The following is a 21,711-nucleotide window of genomic DNA, read 5'->3' as shown; positions in this document are numbered from 1 at the left end:
CATTTCAGGGCGGCTGAACCTCAGCATTCCCGCGGCGCTCTGGGCTTTCGATGGCGCGATTTGGTTCGGTTTGAACGACTGGATCTTGCGACGTGGCAACGGGCTTTCTGATCATCTGCATGGCAACGGCGGGCTTTGCCATGGTCGCACAGCGATTGGCCTCCACCTCTTTGACAGCGCCGATGGTGTTCCTGGCCCTGGGATATGTGTTATCGAGTACCGGATTGGTGTCGGACGACAGCAGCCACGCCTTGCTACATCCGGTGGCCGAGATCACGCTGGTCATCCTGCTGTTTCTCGATGCGGCGCAGACCGATCTGGCCGCGTTGCGCAGGCGGCATATCTGGCCATCCCGGATGCTGTTGATCGGATTGCCCCTTGCGATTGCGCTGGGGGCCTTGGCGGGGGCTGTGTTACTGCCGACCTGGCCGTTTGTCGCGGTGCTGTTGATGGCGGCGATCTTGGCGCCGACCGATGCGGCACTGGGGCAGGCGGTTGTGACCAATCCCAATGTGCCGATCCGCCCCCGGCGCGCGCTGACCGTGGAGAGCGGGTTGAATGACGGGCTGGCACTGCCGATCATCCTGTTATTCGCCAGCCTGACCGCCGCGGAGATGGATGTGAATGGCGGCGCCTGGCTGGTCTTTGGCCTGAAGCAGATCGTCTTGGGCCCGCTGGTCGGCATTGCCGTGGGCGCGTTGGGTGGTTGGATCCTGCTGCGTGCCAAGGCGCGGCACACCACCTCGGACATCTATGAAGGGGTGGGGGCGCTGGCGCTGGCCGGATCCGCCTATCTGGCTGCCACCGAGATTGGCGGAAATGGCTTTATCTCGGCCTTCGTAGCCGGTTTGACCTTTGGCGGAATCGTCAAAGGCGCGTGTAAGTTCGTCTATGAATTCACGGAAAGCGAAGGACAATTGCTGGCCTGGGCGTCGTTCCTGTTGCTGGGCGCAGCCTTGGTGCCTGAGGCGATTGCGCATTTGACCTGGCCCATGTTGGCGCTGATCCTGATCAGCCTGTTCCTGGTGCGGCCGCTGGCGATCTGGCTGTCCCTGATCGGTACTGACGCGGCGCCGTTGACGCGCGTTTTCTTCGGCTGGTTCGGCCCACGAGGTTTGGCCACGGCATTGTTCGCGCTGCTTGTGATCGACGAAATCCCCGCCGAAATCGGTGAGCCAATCCTGCATATCGCCATCAACGCGGTGTGGATCAGTGCCGTTCTCCACGGCATCACCGCTGCGCCCGCCGCGCGCTGGTATGGGCGCAAGCTGAGCGAAAGCGGCACCAGCGCCGAGACCGAAACTATCGAACACAGTGCAAAACCGATCATCACCCGACGCCACTCAGAATAGGAAGCGATCATGAACAAGACGGCTCTCTACACATTCAGCGACCTAGCGGATCGTAGCCCGGAATATGCTCTGGTGGGGGAGGTCGACTTGGTCGTGGTGCGCTTCGACGACGATATTTCGGTCTTTTACGGGCGCTGCCTACATCGCGGTGCGCTGATGTCTGACGGGTTTGTGCGCGGCGACGATCTGATCTGCGGTGTCCATGATTGGGATTACCGGCTCGATACCGGTGTGTCGGCCTATGCCAACGAGGAAAAGCTGCCGAAATTCAGCGCTTGGGTCGAAAATGACCAGGTCTATGTCGATGAGGACGAGATCAATGATTGGGCGAAGAACAACCCGCAACCCTTTGATCGCGATGCATATCTTGGCTTATACGCCGATACCAGCCATGGCACTGAGGAAGAGCCACATACCGGCCTGATCCAGCAATATGCACGCGATGGGCTGAAGAAAACCGGGCATCATGGTGTGGTGACCTCCATGGGTGTGCCGCGCAATGAATTGCCGGATTGGGACGATATCCAATTGATCACCGCGCAGCTTCACAAACCGCCTTTGCTGGATGATGAGGCCGTGGGCACCGAAGTGGTGATCGGCCCGAATGCGCAAAAGCCGCTTGTCTTGAAGATCCCGCTTTTTGTGTCCGACATGTCGTTTGGCGCGCTGTCTGAAACCGCCAAGGTGGCGCTGGCGACGGGGGCCGAGATGGCGGGCACTGGGATCTGTTCAGGCGAAGGCGGCATGCTGCCCGAGGAACAACAGGCCAATAGCCGTTATTTCTATGAGCTTGCCTCAGGCCGGTTCGGGTTCAGCTGGGACAAGCTGGATCAGGTTCAGGCGTTTCATTTCAAGGGCGGGCAGGGCGCCAAAACGGGCACGGGCGGCCACCTGCCGGGTGAAAAGGTGAACGGGAAGATCGCCGAGGTCCGGGATCTGGAGCCGGGCACACCGGCCGTCTCGCCGCCACGGTTTCCAGATTGGACGGATGTGAGCCAAATCAAGGACTTCGCCGATGACGTTCGCAGCCGGACGGGTGGCATTCCCATCGGCTACAAGCTGAGCGCGCAGCATATCGAAAAGGATATCGACGCGGCGCTGGCGGTAGGCGTGGACTACATCATCCTTGACGGACGTGGCGGCGGCACGGGGGCCGCGCCGGTGATTTTCCGCGACAACATCTCGGTGCCGACGATCCCGGCTTTGGCGCGCGCGCGGGCGCATCTGGACCGGCTGGAGCGGCAGGACATCACCTTGGTGATCACCGGCGGTCTGCGCAAACCGGCGGATTTCATCAAAGCGCTGGCCTTGGGGGCCGATGCGATTGCGGTGTCGAACTCCGCCATGCAGGCGATCGGTTGCCTGGCCATGCGCGCATGTCACACGAACAATTGTCCCGTCGGCATCGCCACGCAGAAACCACACCTGGTCAGTCGGCTGCTGGTGGATCGGTCTGCTGAGCAGCTCGCCAACTTCTTCGACGCGTCGGTTGAGCTGATGCAAGTCATGGCGCGCGCTTGCGGCCACGATCATCTGTCGAAGTTCAACCCGGATGATCTGGTGACCTGGAAGAAGGACATGACGGATCTGACGGGCATTGCCTATGGGGGTCTTGGCTAGACTGCGTTATGCATTGGTTTCAAAGTCACTCAGCAAAAGGGTTACCTAATCTGGGTATCTATATAATTAACATAATCATGATTACTGGCTTAATGGATCCCAAATATGGCGCTGTCTGATCTGCACCCCTATGGCGTTATCGATGCCCACCATCACATCTGGGCGCCGGAGAGTCGTGGCGACGACATCGGCTATGGCTGGCTGCGCGATCTCGGTGCGCCAAAGCCGTTTGGGGACCCGACACCGATTCAGCGTGACTATCTGCTGCCGGAGTTTCTGGCCGAGGCGCCGCGGCCACTTGAGGCCTCGATCCATGTCCAAACCGATCCATCCCTGCCCGATCCCGTTGCCGAGACCCGTTTTGTGCAAGCACAGCTGGATCAGACGCCGAATGCCATTGGGAAAATGGTGGTCTTCGCTGATCTGAGCGCGCCGGATCTTCCGACGCAGCTTGTCCGCCATATGGATAGCGACGATGTCGTCGGCCTTCGCCAGATCGTCGCGCGACTGGACCATCGACCTGACCTGACCTTTGCGTCACGCGACTTTCTCAGCGATACCAAATGGTTAACGGGACTTGTTCATGTCGCTGAAAACGGTCTGAGCTTCGACCTGCAGATGTATCCAGAACAGGCGGAGGCCGCCTTGCGCGCCTTCGACATCGTGCCCGATCTGCAGGTGATCATCGATCATGCGCTTTGTCCTTATAACCAAAGTGCCGAAGGATATGCGCGTTGGGCGGAGGCTGTGGGTGCGATGGCGGGTCGTTCGAACACCTATATCAAGCTCAGCGGCTGGGGCATGTATGACCCCGATTGGGCCCAAAAGGGTGTCGGGGCCATTCAGCCCTACATCGACACGATCCTACGGGCTTTCGGCCCGGACCGCGTCATGTGGGGCAGTAATTATCCCGTCGAAAAGCTGTCAACGCCTTATGATAAGCTATTGGATCTAAACGCAAAATCTGTGCCAGCCAATGATCACTTGCAGGTCTTCCGCAACACGGCGATGCAGGTCTATCTGCCGACCGCCCTGCCCCTGTAGCCCGCGCTAACCCAGCGCGTAGCCGGCGCCGCGCACGGTGCGGATCGGGTCGCCTGCATCAGCCGCGTTCAACGCCTTGCGCAAACGACCGACATGGACATCGACCGTGCGGCTATCGACATAGATGTCGCGGCCCCAGACACGGTCCAGCAATTGCTCGCGGCTCCAGACCCGGCCCGGACGCTCCATAAAGGCGGTCAACAGGCGGAATTCGGTGGGCCCGAGCGACAGGTTCACACCGCCGCGATAGACGCGGTGTTCGGCCAGGTCGAGCATGATGTCTTCATATTCCAGCCGCTCACCCACCGTGGCGGGCCGCACGCGACGCAATTGCGTGCGCAGACGCGCCAGCAATTCGGCCACGGAATAGGGCTTGGTCACGTAATCATCGGCGCCGGTTTCCAAACCGCGCACCTTGTCGGTCTCCTCGGACCGCGCCGAGAGCATAATGATCGGGATCTTGGCGGTCTCGGTGCTCATCTTGAGCTGACGGCACACTTCGATGCCAGAGACATGGGGCAGCATCCAGTCGAGCACGATGACATCGGGCGGCGTTTCGCGAACCGCAACCAGCGCCTCGTCCCCCGCTGCCGCGGTCATCACATCGAAGCCTTCGGCGCGAATGTTATAGGCCAGAACCTCGCGCTGCGCGGGTTCATCCTCCACCACCAAAACGACCGGTTCGCCTGCCATCATCGCCTACCTTTACGCGCCCTGCACATAGGGCGTTTTATCTTCCTTGGGCCGGTCATCATCCGGCAATTCGCCCGTGACCAGATAGATCACCTGCTCGGCCACCGATGTCACATGGTCGCCCATACGTTCGATGTTCTTGGCCATGAAATGCAGATGCATGCAGGTGGTGATATGGCGCGGATCTTCCATCATATGCGTCAGGTATTCGCGGAACAGCGCGGAATACATCTGGTCGACCTCCAGGTCACGCTGCCGCACATCCTCGGCCAGATCGGCATCGTGCTGGATATAGGCGTCGAGCACGTCCTTCAGCATCAATTCGACCTGACGCGCCATCCGCCGCAGCGACGCCGCGGTTCCGGGCACGTTTGGCAATTCGATGACCGACTGGCTGCGCTTGGCGATATTCTTGGCGTAATCCCCGATGCGCTCCAGATTGGCCGACACACGGAACACGGTCAGAACGGTGCGCAGGTCCGAGGCGATGGGTTGACGCATCGCGATGATGCGCGCGGCCTCTTCGTTGATCTGTTCTTCCAATGCGTCGATGGGCTTGTCCGCTGCCCGGACGGCTTTGGCCAGTTCGATATCGCGTGTCTCCAGCGCCTCGGCCGATTTCGCGATGGCATCTTCAACCAAGCCGCCCATACGCATGATGCGGGCCTGGATGCCTTCCAGGTCACGGTCAAAGCTGGAGACGATGTGTTCTGAGTTCGGCATGATACGCCCTATTCGTCGGTTAACCGATCCGTCCGGTGATGTAGCTTTCGGTGCGCTCATCGGAGGGATTGGTGAAGATTTTATCGGTATCGTCGAATTCCACCAAATCGCCCAGGTGGAAGAAGGCCGTCTTCTGACTGACGCGTGCGGCTTGCTGCATCGAATGGGTCACGATCACCACCGAATAGCGGCTGCGCAGATCGTCGATCAGTTCCTCGACCTGGGCGGTGGCGATGGGATCGAGGGCCGAGCATGGCTCGTCCATCAACAGAACCTCGGGGCTGGTGGCCACGGCGCGTGCGATGCACAGGCGCTGCTGCTGTCCGCCCGACAGGCCGGTGCCGGGCGCATCCAGGCGATCCTTCACCTCATCCCAGATCGCAGCGCGGCGCAGCGACTTTTCCACGATGTCGGACAGATCGGATTTCGACTGCGCCAGGCCATGGATCCGCGGGCCATAGGCAACATTGTCGAAGATCGATTTCGGGAACGGGTTGGGTTTCTGGAACACCATGCCGACTTTGGCGCGCAGCTGCACCGGATCGACCTTGGAATCGTAGATGTCTTCGCCTTCCAGCGTCACCTCACCCGTGACACGGCAGCCATCAATAGTGTCGTTCATCCGGTTCAACGCCCGCAGGAACGTGGACTTGCCGCACCCCGACGGGCCGATAAAGGCGGTCACCGTCTTGTCGTTGATATCGACATTCACCGACTTGATCGCGCGAACCGCCGAGGCATCCTGGCGCAGATCTTCCGCCGATCTCCGGCCCGCGCCGGCATTGTAGAAGACATCGACGTCACGGGCGCGCATCTTGATATCGCCGACCGACACGCCTTGGTCAATTTGGCTCATGTCATTCATATGTGCATCCTCCATTGGACCAAGACCTCTTTACCAGCGGCGTTCGAAGCGACGCCGCAGCATCACGGCGAGCGCGTTCATGAAAATCAGGAACACCAGAAGCACGATGATCGCCCCCGATGCGCGTTCCACAAAGGCAGGGTCCGAGCGCTGTGTCCAGCTATAGACCTGCACCGGCAGCGCGGTGGCGCCATCCCCCATCAACGGGAAGGCGTTCGAATGGACCGAGACGAAATCGGGATATTCGCGGACGAAGGCCACCATGCCGATCAGCAGCAGCGGTGCGGTTTCCCCCAAGGCTTGCGCCAGGCCGATGATCGTGCCGGTCAGAATGCCGGGCGCGGCCAGCGGCAGCACGTGGTGGAAGATCGATTGCATCTTCGACGCGCCCAGCCCAAGTGCCGCGGACCGGATCGACGGCGGCACGGCCCGCAAACTGGCGCGCGTGGCGATGATGATCGTGGGCAGCGTCATCAGGGTCAGGACCAGCCCACCCACCAGGGGTGAGGATTGGTTGAACTCCATGAAGTTGATGAAGACGGCCAGGCCCAAAATCCCGAAGACAATCGATGGCACCGCGGCCAGGTTCGAAATATTCACCTCGATCAAATCGGTCAGCCGGTTTTTGGGTGCGAATTCCTCAAGATAGATCGAGGCGGCAACGCCGATGGGCAGCGCCAGGGCCAGAACCACGATCATCATGTAGAACGAACCGATGATCGCCACGCCCAACCCCGCTGCCTCGGGCCGCTGACCGGAGGCATCGGGCGCGGTGATGAAACTCCAATTGAAGCTGGTGCCCAGATCCCCGCGCTCGGCCAGGATCTGCGCCAATTCCAACTGTGCGGGCGTCACGTTGCGGTCGCGTTCCGCGCTTTCCATCGTCACGCGGCCCTTGAAGAACCCGTCGATCCGGCCACCGACAAGGATGTTCGCCTCCAGCGTGGTGCCCACCAGATTGGGGTTGGCCAGCACCATGGCGCGCACCTGCGCGGGCGCCTCCTCCGACAACATCGCCGCCAATTCGCGGATGTCCATCTCGGTCTCGATCCCTTCGGCGTCCAGATGCGCTTCGAAGGCTTCGGCCAGCAGCGGCAGATAGCCGAATGTGGTCACGCGGGCCATTTCGCCGGGATTGCGGTTGCCCTCGGGATCGACCCGCTCGGCAGTCAGCTCAATCGGGAAAGACACATGGGTCTGCCGGAACGAGCTGAGGCCATTGCTCAGAATCGACAGCAGCAGCATGACCAGGGCCAATATCCCGATGCAGACCGCCGCCAGGCCGTAGACGCGGAACCGGGCCTCGGCGCGGTTGCGTTTCTTGGTGCGCGCATCTTGGGCAAACAGGCTGCGGATGGGCGGTTTTTCGAAAGGCAGGTCGCTCATTCGTACTGCTCCCGATATTTTCGCACGATGTAGAGGGCAAAGATGTTCAGCCCCAGGGTGATGACGAACAAGGTCAGACCCAGGGCAAAGGCGACCAGGGCCTCGGGGCTGGAAAAGTCGGTGTCGCCGGTCAATTGACCCACGATCTTCACCGTCACGGTCGTCATCGCCTCAAACGGATTGAGGCTTAATCGTGCGGCGGCCCCTGCCCCCAGCACCACGATCATCGTCTCGCCGATGGCGCGCGAGGCGGCCAGCAGGACGGCGCCGACAATGCCCGGCAAGGCGGCGGGCAGGACCACTTGCTTGACCGTTTCCGATTGCGTCGCGCCCAGCCCGTAGGATCCGTCGCGCAGGCTCTGCGGCACGGCATTGATGATATCATCGGACAGCGAGGACACGAAGGGGATCAGCATGATCCCCATCACGATACCCGCCGTCATCACGCTGGAGGATGAATTCCCCACACCAAGCGGCTGCGCAAAGTAGTCGCGCAGCAGCGGGCCAACGGTGATCAGCGCGAAAAGGCCGTAAACGATGGTCGGGATACCGGCCAGGATCTCGATCAGCGGTTTGGCGAAGCCGCGCATTTTCTTGCCCGCATATTCCGCCATGTAGATCGCTGCGAACAGGCCGATCGGCACCGCCACCAGCAAGGCAATGATCGAGATATAGATCGTGCCCCAAAGCAGCGGCAGAAGGCCCAGTTCGGACCCGCCTTCGAATGACGGGCGCCATTCCAGGCCGAAGAAGAAGTCTTGCCAGGGATACAGCAGGAAGAAATTCCGCGTGTCCCACAGCATCGACAAAACGATGCCGACGGTGGTCAGGATGGCGATGGTCGAGGCGAGCATCAGCACCGCCAGGATCACATATTCCACCGCGTTGCGGGCCCGCAGATCACGGTGCGTGCGCACATAGGCATAGGCGAGACCCAGGGCGGCCAAGGTCAGAACGACCCCGATCATCACGCTGGATCCCGTCCGGTTCATCTCGCGAAAGCGTTGTGCGGCGACCAGGATTTCGGGTTCCACGTCAGAGCCGAGCGCCACGCCAACTTCGGCCAGGCGCGCACGAATATCTGTGAACTCGGTGCGCAGCGATCCGGCCTCGTCTTCGGTGAAGGCTCCTCGCGCAACGGCAGTGTCGAGGCCATCGGCCAGGCGGCGCACTTCGGTCATTACCAGATCGCGTGAGCCGCTTTCGGCCACGATCCGGTCCGGGATCACGTTTGAAATCGCGTTGTCGATGACCATCGGCTGGATGATCAACCAAAGGCCCAGCACCAAAAGCGCCGGGATCATCGTCAGAAGCGTGACATTCGTCCCGTAATAGATCGGCAGCGAATGAAGGATACGGGCATCCCCATCGGCACTGGACAACGCCTTGCGGCGGCCCAGCACAAAGCCGATGGCGCCGAGGATAAAGATGGCAAGCAAGATCCAGGTCATTGGGGCACCTGTTGACGGCTGCGCGGGATGATGCGTCTGTTTAAGGGCGGTCCGCCCCCCTCACCCGCAGGTGAAGGGGGCGTCCAAGACTATGGGGCAAGCCGGTATGGCTTACTCGGCCATGGTGGTGCCGTTGGCGACGGTGTCCTGCACCTCGGCCAGTTCCGGATCGGAGACCAGGCCATAGGCGGCCAGTGGGCCGAACGGACCGGCAATGTCGTCAGACACGAAGAACGATGCGTATTCCTGCAGACCGGGGATCACGCCGATATGGGCTGCTTTGATATAGAAGAACAGCGGACGCGAGACCGGGTATTCGCCGGTTGCGATGGCGTCCACCGTCGGCACGATGCCGTTCATGGTGGCAACCTGCAGGCGGTCGGTGTTGTTCTCGTAGAAGGCCAGGCCGAACACGCCGATGCCGTTGGCATCCGCATCGATGCGGGCCAGGGTTTCGGTGTAATCGCCGTCGATATCGACGCTGACGCCATCGGCGCGGATTTCCATGCACGCCTCTTCGGCGGCATCTTCATCCATGCCCATTTCCATCATCGCAGCCATCGAGCCGGTATCTTCGCAGCCCTGCAGGATCACACGCTCGTCAAAGACTTCGCGGGTGCCGTGACGGGTGCCCGGGATGAAGGCGGAAATTTCCTGATCGGGCAGATCGCCGTTCACTTCGTTCCAGTTGGTGTTCGGGTTAGAGACCATTTCGCCATCGACAGGCAGCTCGGCGGCCAGGGCCAGATACCAATCGGACGGCGTGAACTCGAACGAGTTGCCGTTGATGTCGGAGGCGAACACGATGCCGTCATAGCCGAAGCGCACCTCGATGATGTCGGTCACGCCGTTTGCGGCGCAGGTCTCGACTTCGCTGTCGCGGATCGAGCGCGACGCGTTGGCGATGTCGATGGTGTTTTCGCCCACGCCTTCGCAGAAACGGCGCAGACCGGTCGACGAGCCACCCGATTCAACAACGGGGGTCGGGAATTCGAAGTTTTCGCCGAACGCTTCGGCAACAATCGTGGCATAAGGCAGAACGGTCGAGGACCCAGCGATCTGCACATTGTCACGGCTTTGGGCCACGGCAGCGGTGGCGGAGACGGCGGCAACGGCAAGAACCGAAACGCTCAGCTTTGCGAAAGACATATATCTCTCTCCCTAAGGATACTTTTGACAAAACGCGCCTCTGTGCACGCGTCCGATGCGACGGCTAAGCCCTCCGCGCGATGCTTTTGTGACAGGGACGTAACAGTTTGATGACAGCGCGCGGTGACGTTTGGGAAGGCGCGGATCAGCGCCACAAGAAGGCGCCGCTAAATCGCAGGAAGTTGCACGGAAAATGTTGTTCCGCGGCCAATTTCCGATGTAATCCGCAGCCGTCCGCGATGGCGGTTCACGATATGCTTTACGATGGCCAGACCCAGCCCGGTGCCGCCCATTTCGCGGGATCTGTGGGTATCGATTCGGTAGAATCGCTCGGTCAGGCGCGGCAGATGCAGGGAATCGATGCCCTCCCCCTCATCGGTGACATCGACGCGCAGCACCGGCCCTTTCAACAGCCCCGTGCCCATCTCGCGCGCCATGAAAATCCGAACGGGTTTGTCCGGCCCGCCATATTTCATCGCATTCTCACAGAGGTTCAAAAACACCTGCATGACCTGATCCCGGTCCCCCCAGATGCGCGAGGTCCCGTCGCCCAGGCAGTCGCCGCATTCCAGCACCAGGCTGTTGCCCGCATCCTCCGCGCCGGGGCGCAGGGCGGCAATCACGCCCTGCAGCACCGCATGCAGATCCACGTCCTCGTTCGGGCGCACCCGCTCTTCGCTTTCCACCCGGCTGAGCGACAGCAGATCCGAGACCAAACGGTTCATCCGCCGCGCCTCATCCTCCATAATGCCCAAAAAACGCGCCTGCGCCTCCGGGTCGTTGCGCGCCGGGCCCCGCAGGGTTTCGATGAAACCCAGGACCGCGGTTAATGGCGTGCGCAATTCATGGCTGACATTGGCCACGAAATCCCGGCGCATCTCTTCGGCCTCGCGCAAATGGGTGATGTCGGTGAAATGCAGCAACAATCCGGTATCGACCAGAGAGGTCAGGCGGACCTTGAACTGCGTCACCCCCGATTGGTCCGAGCGTTCGAACCGCCCCTCGCTGGCCCCCTCACCCGCCTGCATCGCCTCGATCCGGCTCAGCAATCCCGGCTGACGGATCACCGCATCATGGCTGCGCCCCACGATCCAGGTGCCGAACATCTGGGTTGCGGCCGTGTTGGCACGGGCGATCTCCCCGCTTGGGCCCAGATGCAACATCGGATCGGGAACGGCTTCGATCACGGATTGGATAAGGTCGTCAGACATCAGGATTTCCTTCGCACCGCGCATGGCCATGGCGCGATTCTACCCAGATGTGCAACGCTACGATGACAGATCGTTGCAGTGGCAAGGTTTCTATGTGCAAGGATTTTCGGATCTGATAAGTTGGCGTAGCGGGGCCTGTCTCGCATCGAACGACCGACCAAGACGGCAATGGCCTCGCCCAAAGCCGCAAGACAATCTGGATCGCCCCATGGCCGATGATCGGCGAAAGCTGCAGCCACGGGTCGTTGGACCTATGAGCCAATCGATTGGCGCGGGGCAGATGCCCCGCCGCCGTCGTGTGGTGGTTGTGGGTCTCAGCGCCCGGGCCACAAACGCCCTGCCCCCGCATGTCTTGGCGCCGGGGTCACAAGTCGTGCGCGTGCCCCACCGCCTGTTGGCGCGGCGACATATGTTTGGCGTCAGTCGACCGGACCTGATCCTGGCGCCCCTGATGGCGGCCTCCGTCGATGTGATGGATCTGGTGGGGCAGCTTGGGCACGCGGGCTACGCGGGTCGCTTTCTGGCGGTGACCTCGCAACAGCCCGATATCGATCTGATCCGCGCCGAGATGACCGTGCTCGCGCCGAACCTGAACCTGGATGTCGTCACGCTGACCGGCCCGCCCGATCTACACATTGTCTAGGCCGGCGCCGAAATCGGCCTTCAGCAGGTTCAGATCCTCGATCCCGACCGAGACCCGGAAAAATCCATCCGAAATCCCCAGCGCGGCGCGCCCCTCGGGCGTCAGCCCCCGGTGGCTGGATGAGGCCGGATGGCTCAATGTGGTCCCAACATCCCCCAATGTCGGCGCGAAGGGCAGATCCGGCGCGCCCTGTACCAAGCGATCCGCGGCGGCCTCATTGGTATCGTGCAACTCGAAACTCACCATATTGCCGAAATTGCCGCCGAACAGCGCCGCCGCACGGGCGTGATCGGGGTGATCGGCGCGACCGGGATAGAGCACGCGCGCGACCTTCGGCTGATCCGCCAGCCAATCGGCCAGCGCCGCGGCATTGGCCTGCGCCTGGGCAAAGCGCAGTGGAAACGTATACAGCCCACGCTCCGCCAGCCAGCATTCCTGCGGCGCGGGCGTCATCCCTATGGTCACGGCGAAATCGTAGATCGCCCGCATCTGCGCCGCCTCGCGCGCCGCCACATAGCCAAGCGTCACGTCGGAATGCCCCGCCAACAGCTTGGTGACGGAATGGATCACGATATCCGCGCCCTCGGCCAAGGGACGATACGCGACAGGCGTTGTGAACGTGTTGTCGACGGCCAGAATCACGCCCGCCTCTTCCGCCAGCGCCACAATCCCCGCCATATCCGCCACCCGCAGCGTCGGGTTCGACACCGCCTCCACCAGGATCATCTTCGTCTCGGGCCGCAACGCCGCGCGCATTGCCACAACATCCGTGGGATCGGCCACCGAGGTCGCAATTCCAAACCGCGCCAGATCCTGATGCATCAACCGCAATGACCGACCATAAAGCTGGTTGCCGCCCAGGATATGATCCCCGGCCGATAACAGCCCCAGGATCGTCGCCGAGACCGCCGCCATCCCCGACCCCAGGACCAAACCGCCCTCTGCCGCTTCCAACCCATCGATCTTGCGCGCTAACAGCTCCGCATTCGGATGGCCCTCACGCGCATAGGTATAGCCCTGCGCGCCGCCCTCATATTGCGCATGCAGGGTCTGGATCGAGGGCGAGGCATAGACCACCGATGGCTGGATCGGCGTCACCACCGGTCGGCTCACCCCCGCCCGCAACTCCGCCCGTCGCACCAAAGTTTCCAGCCGATTGCGCTGCCCGTCGCTCATCCCGCGTCCCTGTCTTCCATTGGCTCAAAATACCCCGGGGAGCGCGAGGGGCTGGCCCCTCGCTCGCCCTTCGCTACCCGCATCGTCAGTTGCGTATCGTTCCGTCGCCGGTCACAAGATACTTAAACGAGGTCAATTGCGCGGCCCCCACGGGCCCGCGTGCATGCATCTTACCGGTTGCGATCCCGATCTCGGCGCCCATCCCGAACTCACCGCCATCGGCAAACTGGGTCGAGGCGTTGCGCATCAAGATCGCCGAATCCAGACGCTGGAAGAACCGCGCAGCGGCGGCATAGTCTTCGGTCAGGATCGCTTCGGTATGGGAAGATCCATAGGTCTGGATATGGGCAATGGCGCCATCGATATCGTCCACCACCTTCGCGGCAATGATCATATCGAGGAACTCGCAGCCCCAATCTCCGCCTTCCGCGGCGACAACGCCGGGGATCGACTGCAGATCGGCATCGCCACGCACTTCCACACCGGCATCAATCAGCGCCCGCACCACGCCCTGACCAATCGTATCCAGCACATCGCGGTGGATCAGCAGACATTCCGCCGCGCCGCAAATCCCCGTGCGCCGCGTCTTGGCGTTCAACACAACCCTCAGCGCCTTTTCCGGATCCGCCGCGGCATCGAGGTAGATGTGGCAAATCCCCTCCAGATGCGCAAAGACCGGCACCCGCGCCTCGCGCTGCACCAGCCCGACAAGCCCTTTGCCACCGCGCGGCACGATCACGTCGATCGTGTCGGTCATCGTCAGCATCTCAGACACGGCGGCACGATCGCGCGTTGGTACGCGTTGCACTGAGTCCTCCGGCAGACCCGCAATGCGCAGCCCGTCTTTCAGGCATTCGACCAACAGGCCCGAGGAATGAAAGCTTTCCGAGCCGCCGCGCAGGATCACCGCATTGCCCGATTTCAAGCACAAAGCGCCCGCATCCGCGGTCACATTCGGACGGCTCTCGTAGATCACACCGATGACGCCCAAAGGTGTGCGGACACGCTGGATATGCAGACCGCTCTCCATATCCCATTCGGTCATCACCTCGCCGACCGGATCATCCTGGCCCGCGACGGCACGCAGACCGTCGACGATGCCGCCGATCCGCGTCTCGTCCAGCATCAACCGGTCGAGCATCGCGTCAGACAGGCCTTTCTCTGTGCCAAACGCCATATCCCGTGCATTTGCGGCGATGATCTCGTCCCGGCGCGCCCAGACCGCATCGGCGGCCGCATTCAATGCCTGTGCCTTCGCCTCGGCCGGGGCAAAGGCCAGTTCAGCCGAGGCCGCTTTTGCCCGCGCCCCGATATCGGCCATCAGGGCGGGAATATTGTCGATCAGGTCTTTCATGGCACATATCACCTGTTGTCAGCGTGATCCGTGCTACTGGGTTGCCGCGCCTACGGCAACCCTGGTGCCGATCAGCGACGGCGGCGCAGGGCCGCAAACGCCCCGCAGCCAACAAGCAACAAAGGCAGACCGGCGGGGAGTGGCACCGGCGCCGGCACAGGCGTAAACGAGGTGATATTAAACCGCGCGCCCTCATTGCCCGAGGATGTCTGACCTTGGATCTCCGTCGTGCTAAATTCGAGAAAAGCGATCTCGTATTCGTCCAGGCTGATCAGGGCGGGAAACTGACGTGCATCCGAGATCACGGTGCCATCATCATCCCGCAGAGCGAATGTCATCGCATCGATGCGCCCCTGGGCATTGCTCGGAAAGAGAACCCCCAGAATGGCGTCGAACCCGACAGTGCCACGGTCATTGGCCAGCCCGGTAAAGGCCGGTGTTCGTTCAATCTCGTCGATATCGAATTCGTTAAAGTCAAATTGCGCGCGCCGGTAGAACACTGATTCCGCGGACGGCGTCTGGAAATTGGTGATCTCGGTGGAAAACGTAACCGTTCCACTGAGCGTGCCCAAGTTGACCAGATCATCCACAATCGTGTCGACCCTATAGTTCAGCCCATTGCCAATAGGATCGCCGGTCAACGATGTCGGGTCGACTTCGGCGGTGAACGTGTAGGTGGTGATCGTCGATGCGTGAGCGGCAGAGGCGAACAGGCCGACACAAAGTGCCGCCATGGTGAGTCGATTGAACATGGCATATCCCAATGGTTTTGAACCTATTGGGGCAGCGTCTTGTATACACCCTTCCGCCTCAATCCCCCCGGATAGGTGGGGTCAGAGCGCCATGTCATCGCGATGGATAAGCGCGGCGCGGCCGGGATAGCCCAAGATGGCTTCGATCTCCGCCGATTGGTGGCCCGCGATGGCGCGCGCCTCGTCGCCCGTATACCGGCTGAGCCCGATGCCGAGCGCGTCGCCGTCGGGGCCCTGGATCAAGAGCGGCTCACCGCGGCCAAAAGCACCTTCGACCGACGCAACCCCGGCGGGCAATAGCGATTTGCCGCGCCCCAATGCGGCGGCGGCCCCGGCATCCAGGCGCAGCGTGCCCTTGGGTTTCATCGCCCCGATCCAGGCCTTGCGCGCCTGTTGCGGGGTGAGTGTGGCGCGGAACCATGTGGCCCGCGCGCCCTGATCCAGCGCGGTCAAGGGCCGGTCGCGCGAGCCTTCGGTGATCACCATCGTACAGCCCGCCGCCGTTGCCGTCCGCGCCGCCAAGACCTTGGTCTTCATCCCGCCCTTCGACAGGCCGGATCCCGCATCGCCCGCCATCGCCTCGATCTCGGGCGTGATCGCACTCACCTCGGGCAAATGCGCTGCCCCCGGTGTTCCGGGCATCGCCGTATAAAGCCCATCCACATCGGACAACAAAACACACAGATCCGCATCGGCCATCACTGCCACATTCGCCGCCAGACGGTCATTGTCGCCATAGCGGATTTCGTCGGTGGCGATTGTGTCGTTTTCGTTAACAATCGGCACCGCCCCGCGCGCCAATAGCGCGACAAAGGTGGCGCGGGTGTTCAGATAGCGCCTCCTATCGGCGCTGTCATCAAGCGTCAGGAGGATCTGCGCCGAGGTCAGGCCGTGGGGCGCCAGTGCCTCTTCATAGGCACGCGCCAGGCGGATCTGACCGACGGCGGCAGCGGCCTGTGCCTCGTCCAGCGACAGCGCGCCATGGCCCAGATCCAGCACCCCGCGCCCCAAGGCGATGGCGCCGGAGGAGACCAGGATCACATCGCAGCCCCTTGCCTTCAGGGCCGCGATATCTTCGGCCAAGCCGCGCAGCCAATCGGCCCGTAAGGCGCCTGTCTGTCGATCCACCAGCAGAGCTGAGCCGATCTTAACAACAATCCGCCGCGCGCCATCCACGCTTAGGGCTGCCATGCGCCGGGATCCTCTTTTGCCTCCCGCTCGGCCTTACGGTCCGCATCGACACGGGATCGCAGCACGCGCAACACATCGACCAGGCCCGTGCGTGCGACGCCCGACATCTCCATGACCGGGCCAGCGGCGGCCTCAAGCGCGGCACGCTTTTCGGCGACCTCTTCGGGCAGCAAGGCGTCGACCTTGTTCAGCACCGTGATCCGCGGTTTCTCGGCCAATGCCCCGCCATAGGCCTCCAGCTCATTTATGATGGTCTGGTAATCGGCCACCACGTCATCCGCCGTGCCGTCGACCAGATGCAACAAAGCCGCACAGCGTTCCACATGGCCCAGGAAGGTGTCGCCCAGCCCCCTGCCCTCGCTGGCGCCCTCGATCAAACCGGGAATGTCGGCCACCACAAATTCCGCACCATCGACGCCCACGACGCCCAGATTGGGATGCAACGTGGTAAAGGGATAATCCGCGATCTTGGGCCGCGCATTCGAGGTGGCCGCCAGGAAGGTCGACTTGCCCGCATTGGGCAGGCCCAGCAGGCCGATATCGGCGATGAGCTTCAGGCGCAGCCAGATCGTGCGTTCCACCCCCGGCAGGCCGGGATTGGCGCGGCGGGGCGCTTGGTTGGTGGCGCTTTTGAAGTGCAGATTGCCGAAGCCGCCATTGCCGCCGCGAGCGATGCAGATCCGCTGCCCCACCTCTTCAAGATCAGCGATCAGTGTTTCCTGATCTTCCTCCAACACCTCGGTGCCCGCGGGCACCCGTAGCAGGACATCGTCGCCATCCTTGCCGGTGCGCTGTTTGCCCATGCCCGGCTGGCCGTTTTTCGCGAAGAAATGCTGCTGGTAGCGGAAATCGATTAGCGTGTTGAGCCCATCCACGACCTCAATCCACACATCGCCGCCGCGCCCGCCATCGCCGCCATCGGGGCCACCATATTCGATATACTTTTCGCGCCGGAACGAGACCGAGCCACCGCCGCCCGCGCCGGACCGGATATAGACTTTCGCCAGATCGAGGAATTTCATGAGCCTGCCATCCGATGCTGAGACGTCAGCAGCTAACCGAACTTGCGGGCGCGCTCAACCCTGCGCGGACCGGGCCACTGCCCAATCCGACGCGGTCAGGCGCATCTTCCGGATCGTCACCTCGGATTGGCGAAAGTGGCATACCCGGCGTTTCACACCGTTTTCGCGGAACCCAAGTTTGGTCAGCACATTGCACGACGCCGGGTTGTCTTCGATATAGCCCGAGGGCACATCGGCATCCTTCTCAGCGAAATGCTGGTCCAACACCGCGCGGGCGGCCTCGGTCATGTAACCGTTGCCCCATTGGCTTTGCGCAAGCCAATAGCCCAATTCGCCGCCGATTTCGCCATCGGTTTCATGCAGGTGCAACGAGATGACCCCCGACGGCTTGGGCCCAGACGGATCGTGGACAACGATCGCATAATGGCCGGGATGTGCAGACGCCATCTTCAACCAAGTCTCTGCATCGGACAGCCGATAGGGATAGGGCGGCGAGGTCAGCATGCGGTGAACATCGGGCCGCGCAATCTCCGTCGCGATCCACTCAGCATCGCGGTCGTGCAAAGGCCGGAGCGTCAGACGCTCCGTCCTGAGGGTCGTTGTCGGGTGGTCCATGGGATTAAGCGTCAAGCTTTCGGATATAGGTCCAGGTTTGCACCTTGGCATTGCGTGCGACGGAAAACGCCTCGGCATCGCCCAGATATTCGAACCCCGCATTGGTCAGCACGCGCGCCGACCCCGGATTGTCCTGGAAGACAGACCCGAAGATCGTCTTGTTTCCCAGCGGATTGGCGCGCACCAACGCGGTCACGGCCTCCGACGCAAAGCCCGTATTCCACATGGCGGGGGCGACCCAATAGTGGATCTCGGATTGTTCGCGATCCATTTGCTCAAGCGAAATCACACCCATCAATTCGGCGCCGCCATATTCGGTAGCATCCATCGCCCAGACAAATTCCGTCCGGTCGGGCTTCATCGCATTGGCGACAAAGGCCTCGGACGCACCGGGTGGCAAGGGGTGCGGGATCGACGTCGTCATATCCGCCACGCGCTTGTCCGAGCCATAAAGGGTCATCAAACCGGCATCGGATGGGCGCAGTGGCCGCAGGATCATCCGCGGGGCGTCGATCACGGCTTGAGCAACGATAGTTTCCTGTTTCATATGTCGGCTCCTCCTCCGAACCGATGCGGACCAAAGCCCCCCTGTGAACAGGTGGGTTTGGCGATCGTGTGGCACAAGGGTGCCTTTGAAATCAAAAGGGCCGGCGAAACCGCCGGCCCCTGTCTCAAATGCAGTGGATCTGCGGTGTTACTCTGCGGCCTCTTGCGCCGGGAGGACCGAAATAAACGTACGTCCTTTGAACCCCTTGCGGAAGCTCACATGGCCTTCGGCTGTTGCAAAGATCGTGTGATCCTTGCCTTCGCCCACGCCTTCACCCGGCCACCATTTGTTGCCGCGCTGGCGCGCGATGATGTTGCCCGGAATGACGGCTTCGCCACCGAATTTCTTGATGCCCAGGCGACGGCCCGCGGAATCGCGACCGTTACGGGAGCTACCACCTGCTTTTTTATGTGCCATGTGTCTGTCTCCTTAGCCTTCGACGATCTTTTTGGCCTGATCGACCCAGCCTTCACGCTCGATACGGCCTTTGAACGACAATTTCTCATCAAATTCCGCGATCTCATCGGCGCCCCAGGCGGCGATCTGCGCGAAAGAGGTCACGCCAGCGGCGTGCAGTTTCTTCTCAAGCGCCGGGCCGACACCCGACAACTGCTTGAGGTCATCGGCACCGGCCTCAGCGGCGGGCGCAGGTGCGGCTTCGGCAGCGGGTTTTTCGGCCTTCGCCTTTTTCGGCTTGGCGGCGGCCTTCGCCGGGGCGGCATCGGTCGCAACGGCAGAGCCTGCGCCCATCGCGGCTTTCACGCCGGACTTTTCGGCGCCCTTTTCCAGCACTTCCGTGATCTCGATCAGCGTCAACTGCTGACGGTGGCCCTTTTTGCGCTTCGACGAATGCTTCCGGCGGCGCTTGACGAAGTGAATGAGCTTTTCGCCCTTCACCTGATCCACGACCAGCGCCTGCACGGCGGCACCCGACACAAGCGGGGCACCAACGGTGGCGCATTCGCCGCCCAGCATCAGAATATCGTTAAATTGGACCGTTTCACCGGCCTCGGCCGCAAGCTTTTCCACGCGGAGGCGATCACCCGCCTGCACTTTGTACTGCTTGCCGCCTGTCTTCATGACAGCGAACATGGCTGTTATCCTTTTTCTCCCGCGCCCTGTGGTCCCGGCCTGGCCGGTGTTTCGGGAAGATCCCACCTCGGGCTGCGCGCCCCGGTTTGGGACGTCATACATATCTCTCCAGCGCAGCATAGGCCCGCCAGAGCGCGCCGTATCCGCGATACGCGGCGTTTTGTCAACACCGCTTCGCTCAGACACGCCAATCTTTGCTTGGTTTTTGTGGCACGGAACCTCGGTATCGGTGCCTCTAAGATATCGAGCCCTTTGGCAATCGTAGATTGGCCCCTTGCGCGGCCCCGCGCTTGCCGCTACCTAGCCGCCCACGGACGACGTCCCAAACCGCGGAGAGGTGCCGGAGTGGTCGAACGGGGCGGTCTCGAAAACCGTTGTGGGTGCAAGCCCACCCAGGGTTCGAATCCCTGTCTCTCCGCCATTCACCGCCGAGCTTGTGATATTGCGCTACTTACGGGATAGCGCTTTGCGGGACTTAGCTGTCATTTGTTACGACTGTGCGAATGCCTGCTTGGAAGCGTTCTCAGCCGATCAACGCTGTGCTGAAGCTTGGGCAATTTCCAGTAATCGTGCGATCATGTGATCTCGCTCTGACCCGGAAAGAGGCTTCAGACCGATAACCTCCAACAACCATAGCCCATCTGTCGCAAGAAGAACCAAAGCCGCGTCTGTCTTTGCGTCGCAGCGAGCCTTAACGCGCTTGAGCATCTCAGAATAACGCGGTGCAAACTCGGCCAGAAGGTCTGGCTCGGAAAACGCGGCTGCGAATAGCGCTGCATCCGGTCGCTGGTACGAACCGTTTTCACTGAGCATACCATGTACATACCCTTCGATCTCATGGCCGTTGCCCCTGCCAAGCGTCTTGACCTCAGCTTCCACAGCGGCATCCAAACGATCAAAAGCACGAGTTAACATGGCGCGCACCAGTTCCCTTTTCGTCTCAAAACGATACTGAAGCCCTCCTTTGCTGATAGCCGCGCGTTTGGCGACATTGGCGAGCGTAAGCGCGCCCACGCCGCTTTCTCGGACTAGGGCCTCAGCCTGATCCAAAACAGAATTTTCATCGATGGTTTGTTGACGTCCCAAGGCGCCCTCCTATCATTCCGTCCAGACGGATGGAAAAACGGCTGCTCAATCCAGCGTATTTAAGGAGTATAAGAAATGACCGCACTCGGACTGTCCAGTGTGACAATTGCATGGATCGCCCTATTAACCGCAGGCCTTTTCGAAATTGGCTGGCCGGTCGGGCTGAAGCTGTCTCAAAACCCGGGACAACTCGCGTCTGGTATAGCACTTGCTGTTGTATGCATTTTCATTTCCGGCTTTCTGCTTTGGTACTCACAGCAGACAATCTCGATTGGCACCGCCTATGCGGTCTGGGGAGGGATCGGTGCCGCAGGTACGTTTATTGTGGGGGTCATGTTCTTTGGAGACGCCGTCACTTTGTTCCGTGTGCTTGGTGTCACTCTGATCATCGGCGGTGTTATCTCTCTTAAGCTGGGGAGTGTAAGCTAAGTTGCCGTCCTTCCCGAGTCGCCGGGCCGCGCCGAATGGTGCGGCTTGGCTTCCGAAAAGTTCGGTCTCAGGGATAAGCCTACATGACCACGAACAGACTTTCGTTGTCAGCACAGTATCGCGTAGGTTTGGGCTCTCACCTGCCGTCCACCGCGTTAGGCGCCTATGGCCGGAGCCAGCCCGAAGTAGACGTCGGTTCAAAAGTGCGATGAGGCGGTTAAGCTGACGGATCTGCAATTCGCTGGGGCTGCGCCAATGGCAGCTTCCGCGCTCATTATATGATGTTGCTTATGCTGATCCTCGCTGCAAA

General features: G+C 61.4%; 22 protein-coding genes and 1 tRNA gene. 6 read left to right on the top strand and 17 right to left on the bottom strand.

Annotation, left to right across the window (positions count from 1 at the left end; translation table 11 throughout):
• The first annotated feature begins 92 nt into the window (after window positions 1-92).
• The 3 genes from V8J82_RS14315 to V8J82_RS14305 all read left to right on the top strand — a co-directional run bounded on the left by V8J82_RS14315 (window position 93) and on the right by V8J82_RS14305 (window position 4,016).
• Entirely contained in the window at window positions 93-1,352 is a 1,260-nt protein-coding gene (locus V8J82_RS14315; RefSeq protein ID WP_339976074.1) for a cation:proton antiporter, read from the top strand.
• Window positions 1,353-1,361: 9 nt separating this feature from the next.
• Window positions 1,362-2,972 (top strand): glutamate synthase-related protein, encoded by a 1,611-nt coding sequence (locus V8J82_RS14310; protein ID WP_339976073.1) that lies wholly within the window; start codon window positions 1,362-1,364, stop codon window positions 2,970-2,972.
• 105 nt (window positions 2,973-3,077) lie between these two features.
• On the top strand, window positions 3,078-4,016 hold the full coding sequence (locus V8J82_RS14305) for an amidohydrolase family protein (protein WP_339976072.1): 939 nt from the start codon (window positions 3,078-3,080) through the stop codon (window positions 4,014-4,016).
• Window positions 4,017-4,022: 6 nt separating this feature from the next.
• Here V8J82_RS14305 and phoB read toward each other — a convergent pair whose 3' ends face one another.
• The 7 genes from phoB to V8J82_RS14270 form a co-directional block, all read right to left on the bottom strand.
• A complete protein-coding gene (gene phoB / locus V8J82_RS14300; protein ID WP_339976071.1) occupies window positions 4,023-4,712 on the bottom strand; it encodes a phosphate regulon transcriptional regulator PhoB in 690 nt (229 codons plus the stop codon).
• A 9-nt stretch (window positions 4,713-4,721) separates the two neighbouring features.
• Window positions 4,722-5,432 carry a phosphate signaling complex protein PhoU gene (gene phoU / locus V8J82_RS14295; RefSeq protein WP_339976070.1) on the bottom strand — a complete coding sequence of 237 codons (711 nt, stop codon included), beginning with the start codon at window positions 5,430-5,432 and terminating at the stop codon, window positions 4,722-4,724.
• A 19-nt stretch (window positions 5,433-5,451) separates the two neighbouring features.
• Window positions 5,452-6,297, bottom strand: a complete 846-nt coding sequence (pstB, locus tag V8J82_RS14290) for a phosphate ABC transporter ATP-binding protein PstB (RefSeq protein ID WP_339976069.1) — start codon at window positions 6,295-6,297, stop codon at window positions 5,452-5,454.
• Window positions 6,298-6,327: 30 nt separating this feature from the next.
• A complete protein-coding gene (pstA, locus tag V8J82_RS14285) occupies window positions 6,328-7,683 on the bottom strand; it encodes a phosphate ABC transporter permease PstA (protein ID WP_339976068.1) in 1,356 nt (451 codons plus the stop codon).
• Window positions 7,680-9,134 carry a phosphate ABC transporter permease subunit PstC gene (gene pstC, locus V8J82_RS14280; protein WP_339976067.1) on the bottom strand — a complete coding sequence of 485 codons (1,455 nt, stop codon included), beginning with the start codon at window positions 9,132-9,134 and terminating at the stop codon, window positions 7,680-7,682. The genes pstA and pstC overlap by 4 nt, the downstream gene beginning before the upstream one ends.
• 111 nt (window positions 9,135-9,245) lie before the next feature.
• A complete protein-coding gene (locus V8J82_RS14275) occupies window positions 9,246-10,283 on the bottom strand; it encodes a substrate-binding domain-containing protein (protein WP_339976066.1) in 1,038 nt (345 codons plus the stop codon).
• Window positions 10,284-10,450: 167 nt separating this feature from the next.
• The gene (locus V8J82_RS14270; RefSeq protein ID WP_339976065.1) at window positions 10,451-11,494 is read right to left on the bottom strand and encodes an ATP-binding protein; all 1,044 of its coding nucleotides are present in this window, start codon (window positions 11,492-11,494) and stop codon (window positions 10,451-10,453) included.
• A 208-nt stretch (window positions 11,495-11,702) separates the two neighbouring features.
• Between V8J82_RS14270 and V8J82_RS14265 the strand changes: the two genes are divergently transcribed.
• A complete protein-coding gene (locus V8J82_RS14265) occupies window positions 11,703-12,137 on the top strand; it encodes a hypothetical protein (RefSeq protein ID WP_339976064.1) in 435 nt (144 codons plus the stop codon).
• On the opposite strand, the gene V8J82_RS14260 is transcribed toward V8J82_RS14265, so the two are convergent.
• From V8J82_RS14260 to V8J82_RS14220, 9 genes are all read right to left on the bottom strand, one after another.
• On the bottom strand, window positions 12,123-13,313 hold the full coding sequence (locus tag V8J82_RS14260; protein WP_339976063.1) for a trans-sulfuration enzyme family protein: 1,191 nt from the start codon (window positions 13,311-13,313) through the stop codon (window positions 12,123-12,125). The two genes, V8J82_RS14265 and V8J82_RS14260, sit on opposite strands and share 15 nt — an antisense overlap.
• 85 nt (window positions 13,314-13,398) lie before the next feature.
• The gene (locus tag V8J82_RS14255) at window positions 13,399-14,667 is read right to left on the bottom strand and encodes a glutamate-5-semialdehyde dehydrogenase (RefSeq protein ID WP_339976062.1); all 1,269 of its coding nucleotides are present in this window, start codon (window positions 14,665-14,667) and stop codon (window positions 13,399-13,401) included.
• A gap of 71 nt (window positions 14,668-14,738) precedes the next feature.
• Entirely contained in the window at window positions 14,739-15,419 is a 681-nt protein-coding gene (locus V8J82_RS14250; RefSeq protein WP_339976061.1) for a VPLPA-CTERM sorting domain-containing protein, read from the bottom strand.
• Window positions 15,420-15,500: 81 nt separating this feature from the next.
• Window positions 15,501-16,610 (bottom strand): glutamate 5-kinase, encoded by a 1,110-nt coding sequence (gene proB, locus V8J82_RS14245; RefSeq protein WP_339976060.1) that lies wholly within the window; start codon window positions 16,608-16,610, stop codon window positions 15,501-15,503.
• Window positions 16,598-17,632: a GTPase ObgE gene (gene obgE, locus V8J82_RS14240; RefSeq protein WP_339976059.1), complete on the bottom strand. Its 1,035-nt coding sequence runs from the start codon at window positions 17,630-17,632 to the stop codon at window positions 16,598-16,600. The genes proB and obgE overlap by 13 nt, the downstream gene beginning before the upstream one ends.
• Before the next feature lie 54 nt (window positions 17,633-17,686).
• The gene (locus tag V8J82_RS14235) at window positions 17,687-18,262 is read right to left on the bottom strand and encodes a GNAT family N-acetyltransferase (RefSeq protein ID WP_339976058.1); all 576 of its coding nucleotides are present in this window, start codon (window positions 18,260-18,262) and stop codon (window positions 17,687-17,689) included.
• Window positions 18,252-18,794 carry a GNAT family N-acetyltransferase gene (locus tag V8J82_RS14230; protein WP_339976057.1) on the bottom strand — a complete coding sequence of 181 codons (543 nt, stop codon included), beginning with the start codon at window positions 18,792-18,794 and terminating at the stop codon, window positions 18,252-18,254. Before V8J82_RS14230 ends, V8J82_RS14235 begins: the two co-directional genes overlap by 11 nt.
• Before the next feature lie 147 nt (window positions 18,795-18,941).
• Complete coding sequence (rpmA, locus tag V8J82_RS14225; RefSeq protein ID WP_339976056.1) at window positions 18,942-19,211, bottom strand: 50S ribosomal protein L27; 270 nt, start codon at window positions 19,209-19,211, stop codon at window positions 18,942-18,944.
• 12 nt (window positions 19,212-19,223) lie between these two features.
• Entirely contained in the window at window positions 19,224-19,886 is a 663-nt protein-coding gene (locus V8J82_RS14220; RefSeq protein WP_339976055.1) for a 50S ribosomal protein L21, read from the bottom strand.
• Window positions 19,887-20,217: 331 nt separating this feature from the next.
• Between V8J82_RS14220 and V8J82_RS14215 the strand changes: the two genes are divergently transcribed.
• Window positions 20,218-20,307: transfer RNA gene (locus tag V8J82_RS14215), tRNA-Ser, on the top strand.
• Window positions 20,308-20,417: 110 nt separating this feature from the next.
• Here V8J82_RS14215 and V8J82_RS14210 read toward each other — a convergent pair.
• Window positions 20,418-20,972 (bottom strand): TetR/AcrR family transcriptional regulator, encoded by a 555-nt coding sequence (locus V8J82_RS14210; RefSeq protein WP_339976054.1) that lies wholly within the window; start codon window positions 20,970-20,972, stop codon window positions 20,418-20,420.
• 75 nt (window positions 20,973-21,047) lie between these two features.
• Between V8J82_RS14210 and V8J82_RS14205 the strand changes: the two genes are divergently transcribed.
• Window positions 21,048-21,401: a DMT family transporter gene (locus V8J82_RS14205; protein WP_339976053.1), complete on the top strand. Its 354-nt coding sequence runs from the start codon at window positions 21,048-21,050 to the stop codon at window positions 21,399-21,401.
• The last annotated feature ends 310 nt before the right edge of the window (window positions 21,402-21,711 follow it).

This window comes from Gymnodinialimonas mytili (genome assembly GCF_037544085.1).
GTDB lineage: Bacteria > Pseudomonadota > Alphaproteobacteria > Rhodobacterales > Rhodobacteraceae > Gymnodinialimonas > Gymnodinialimonas mytili.
This window is presented reverse-complemented; position numbering and strand designations above follow the sequence as displayed.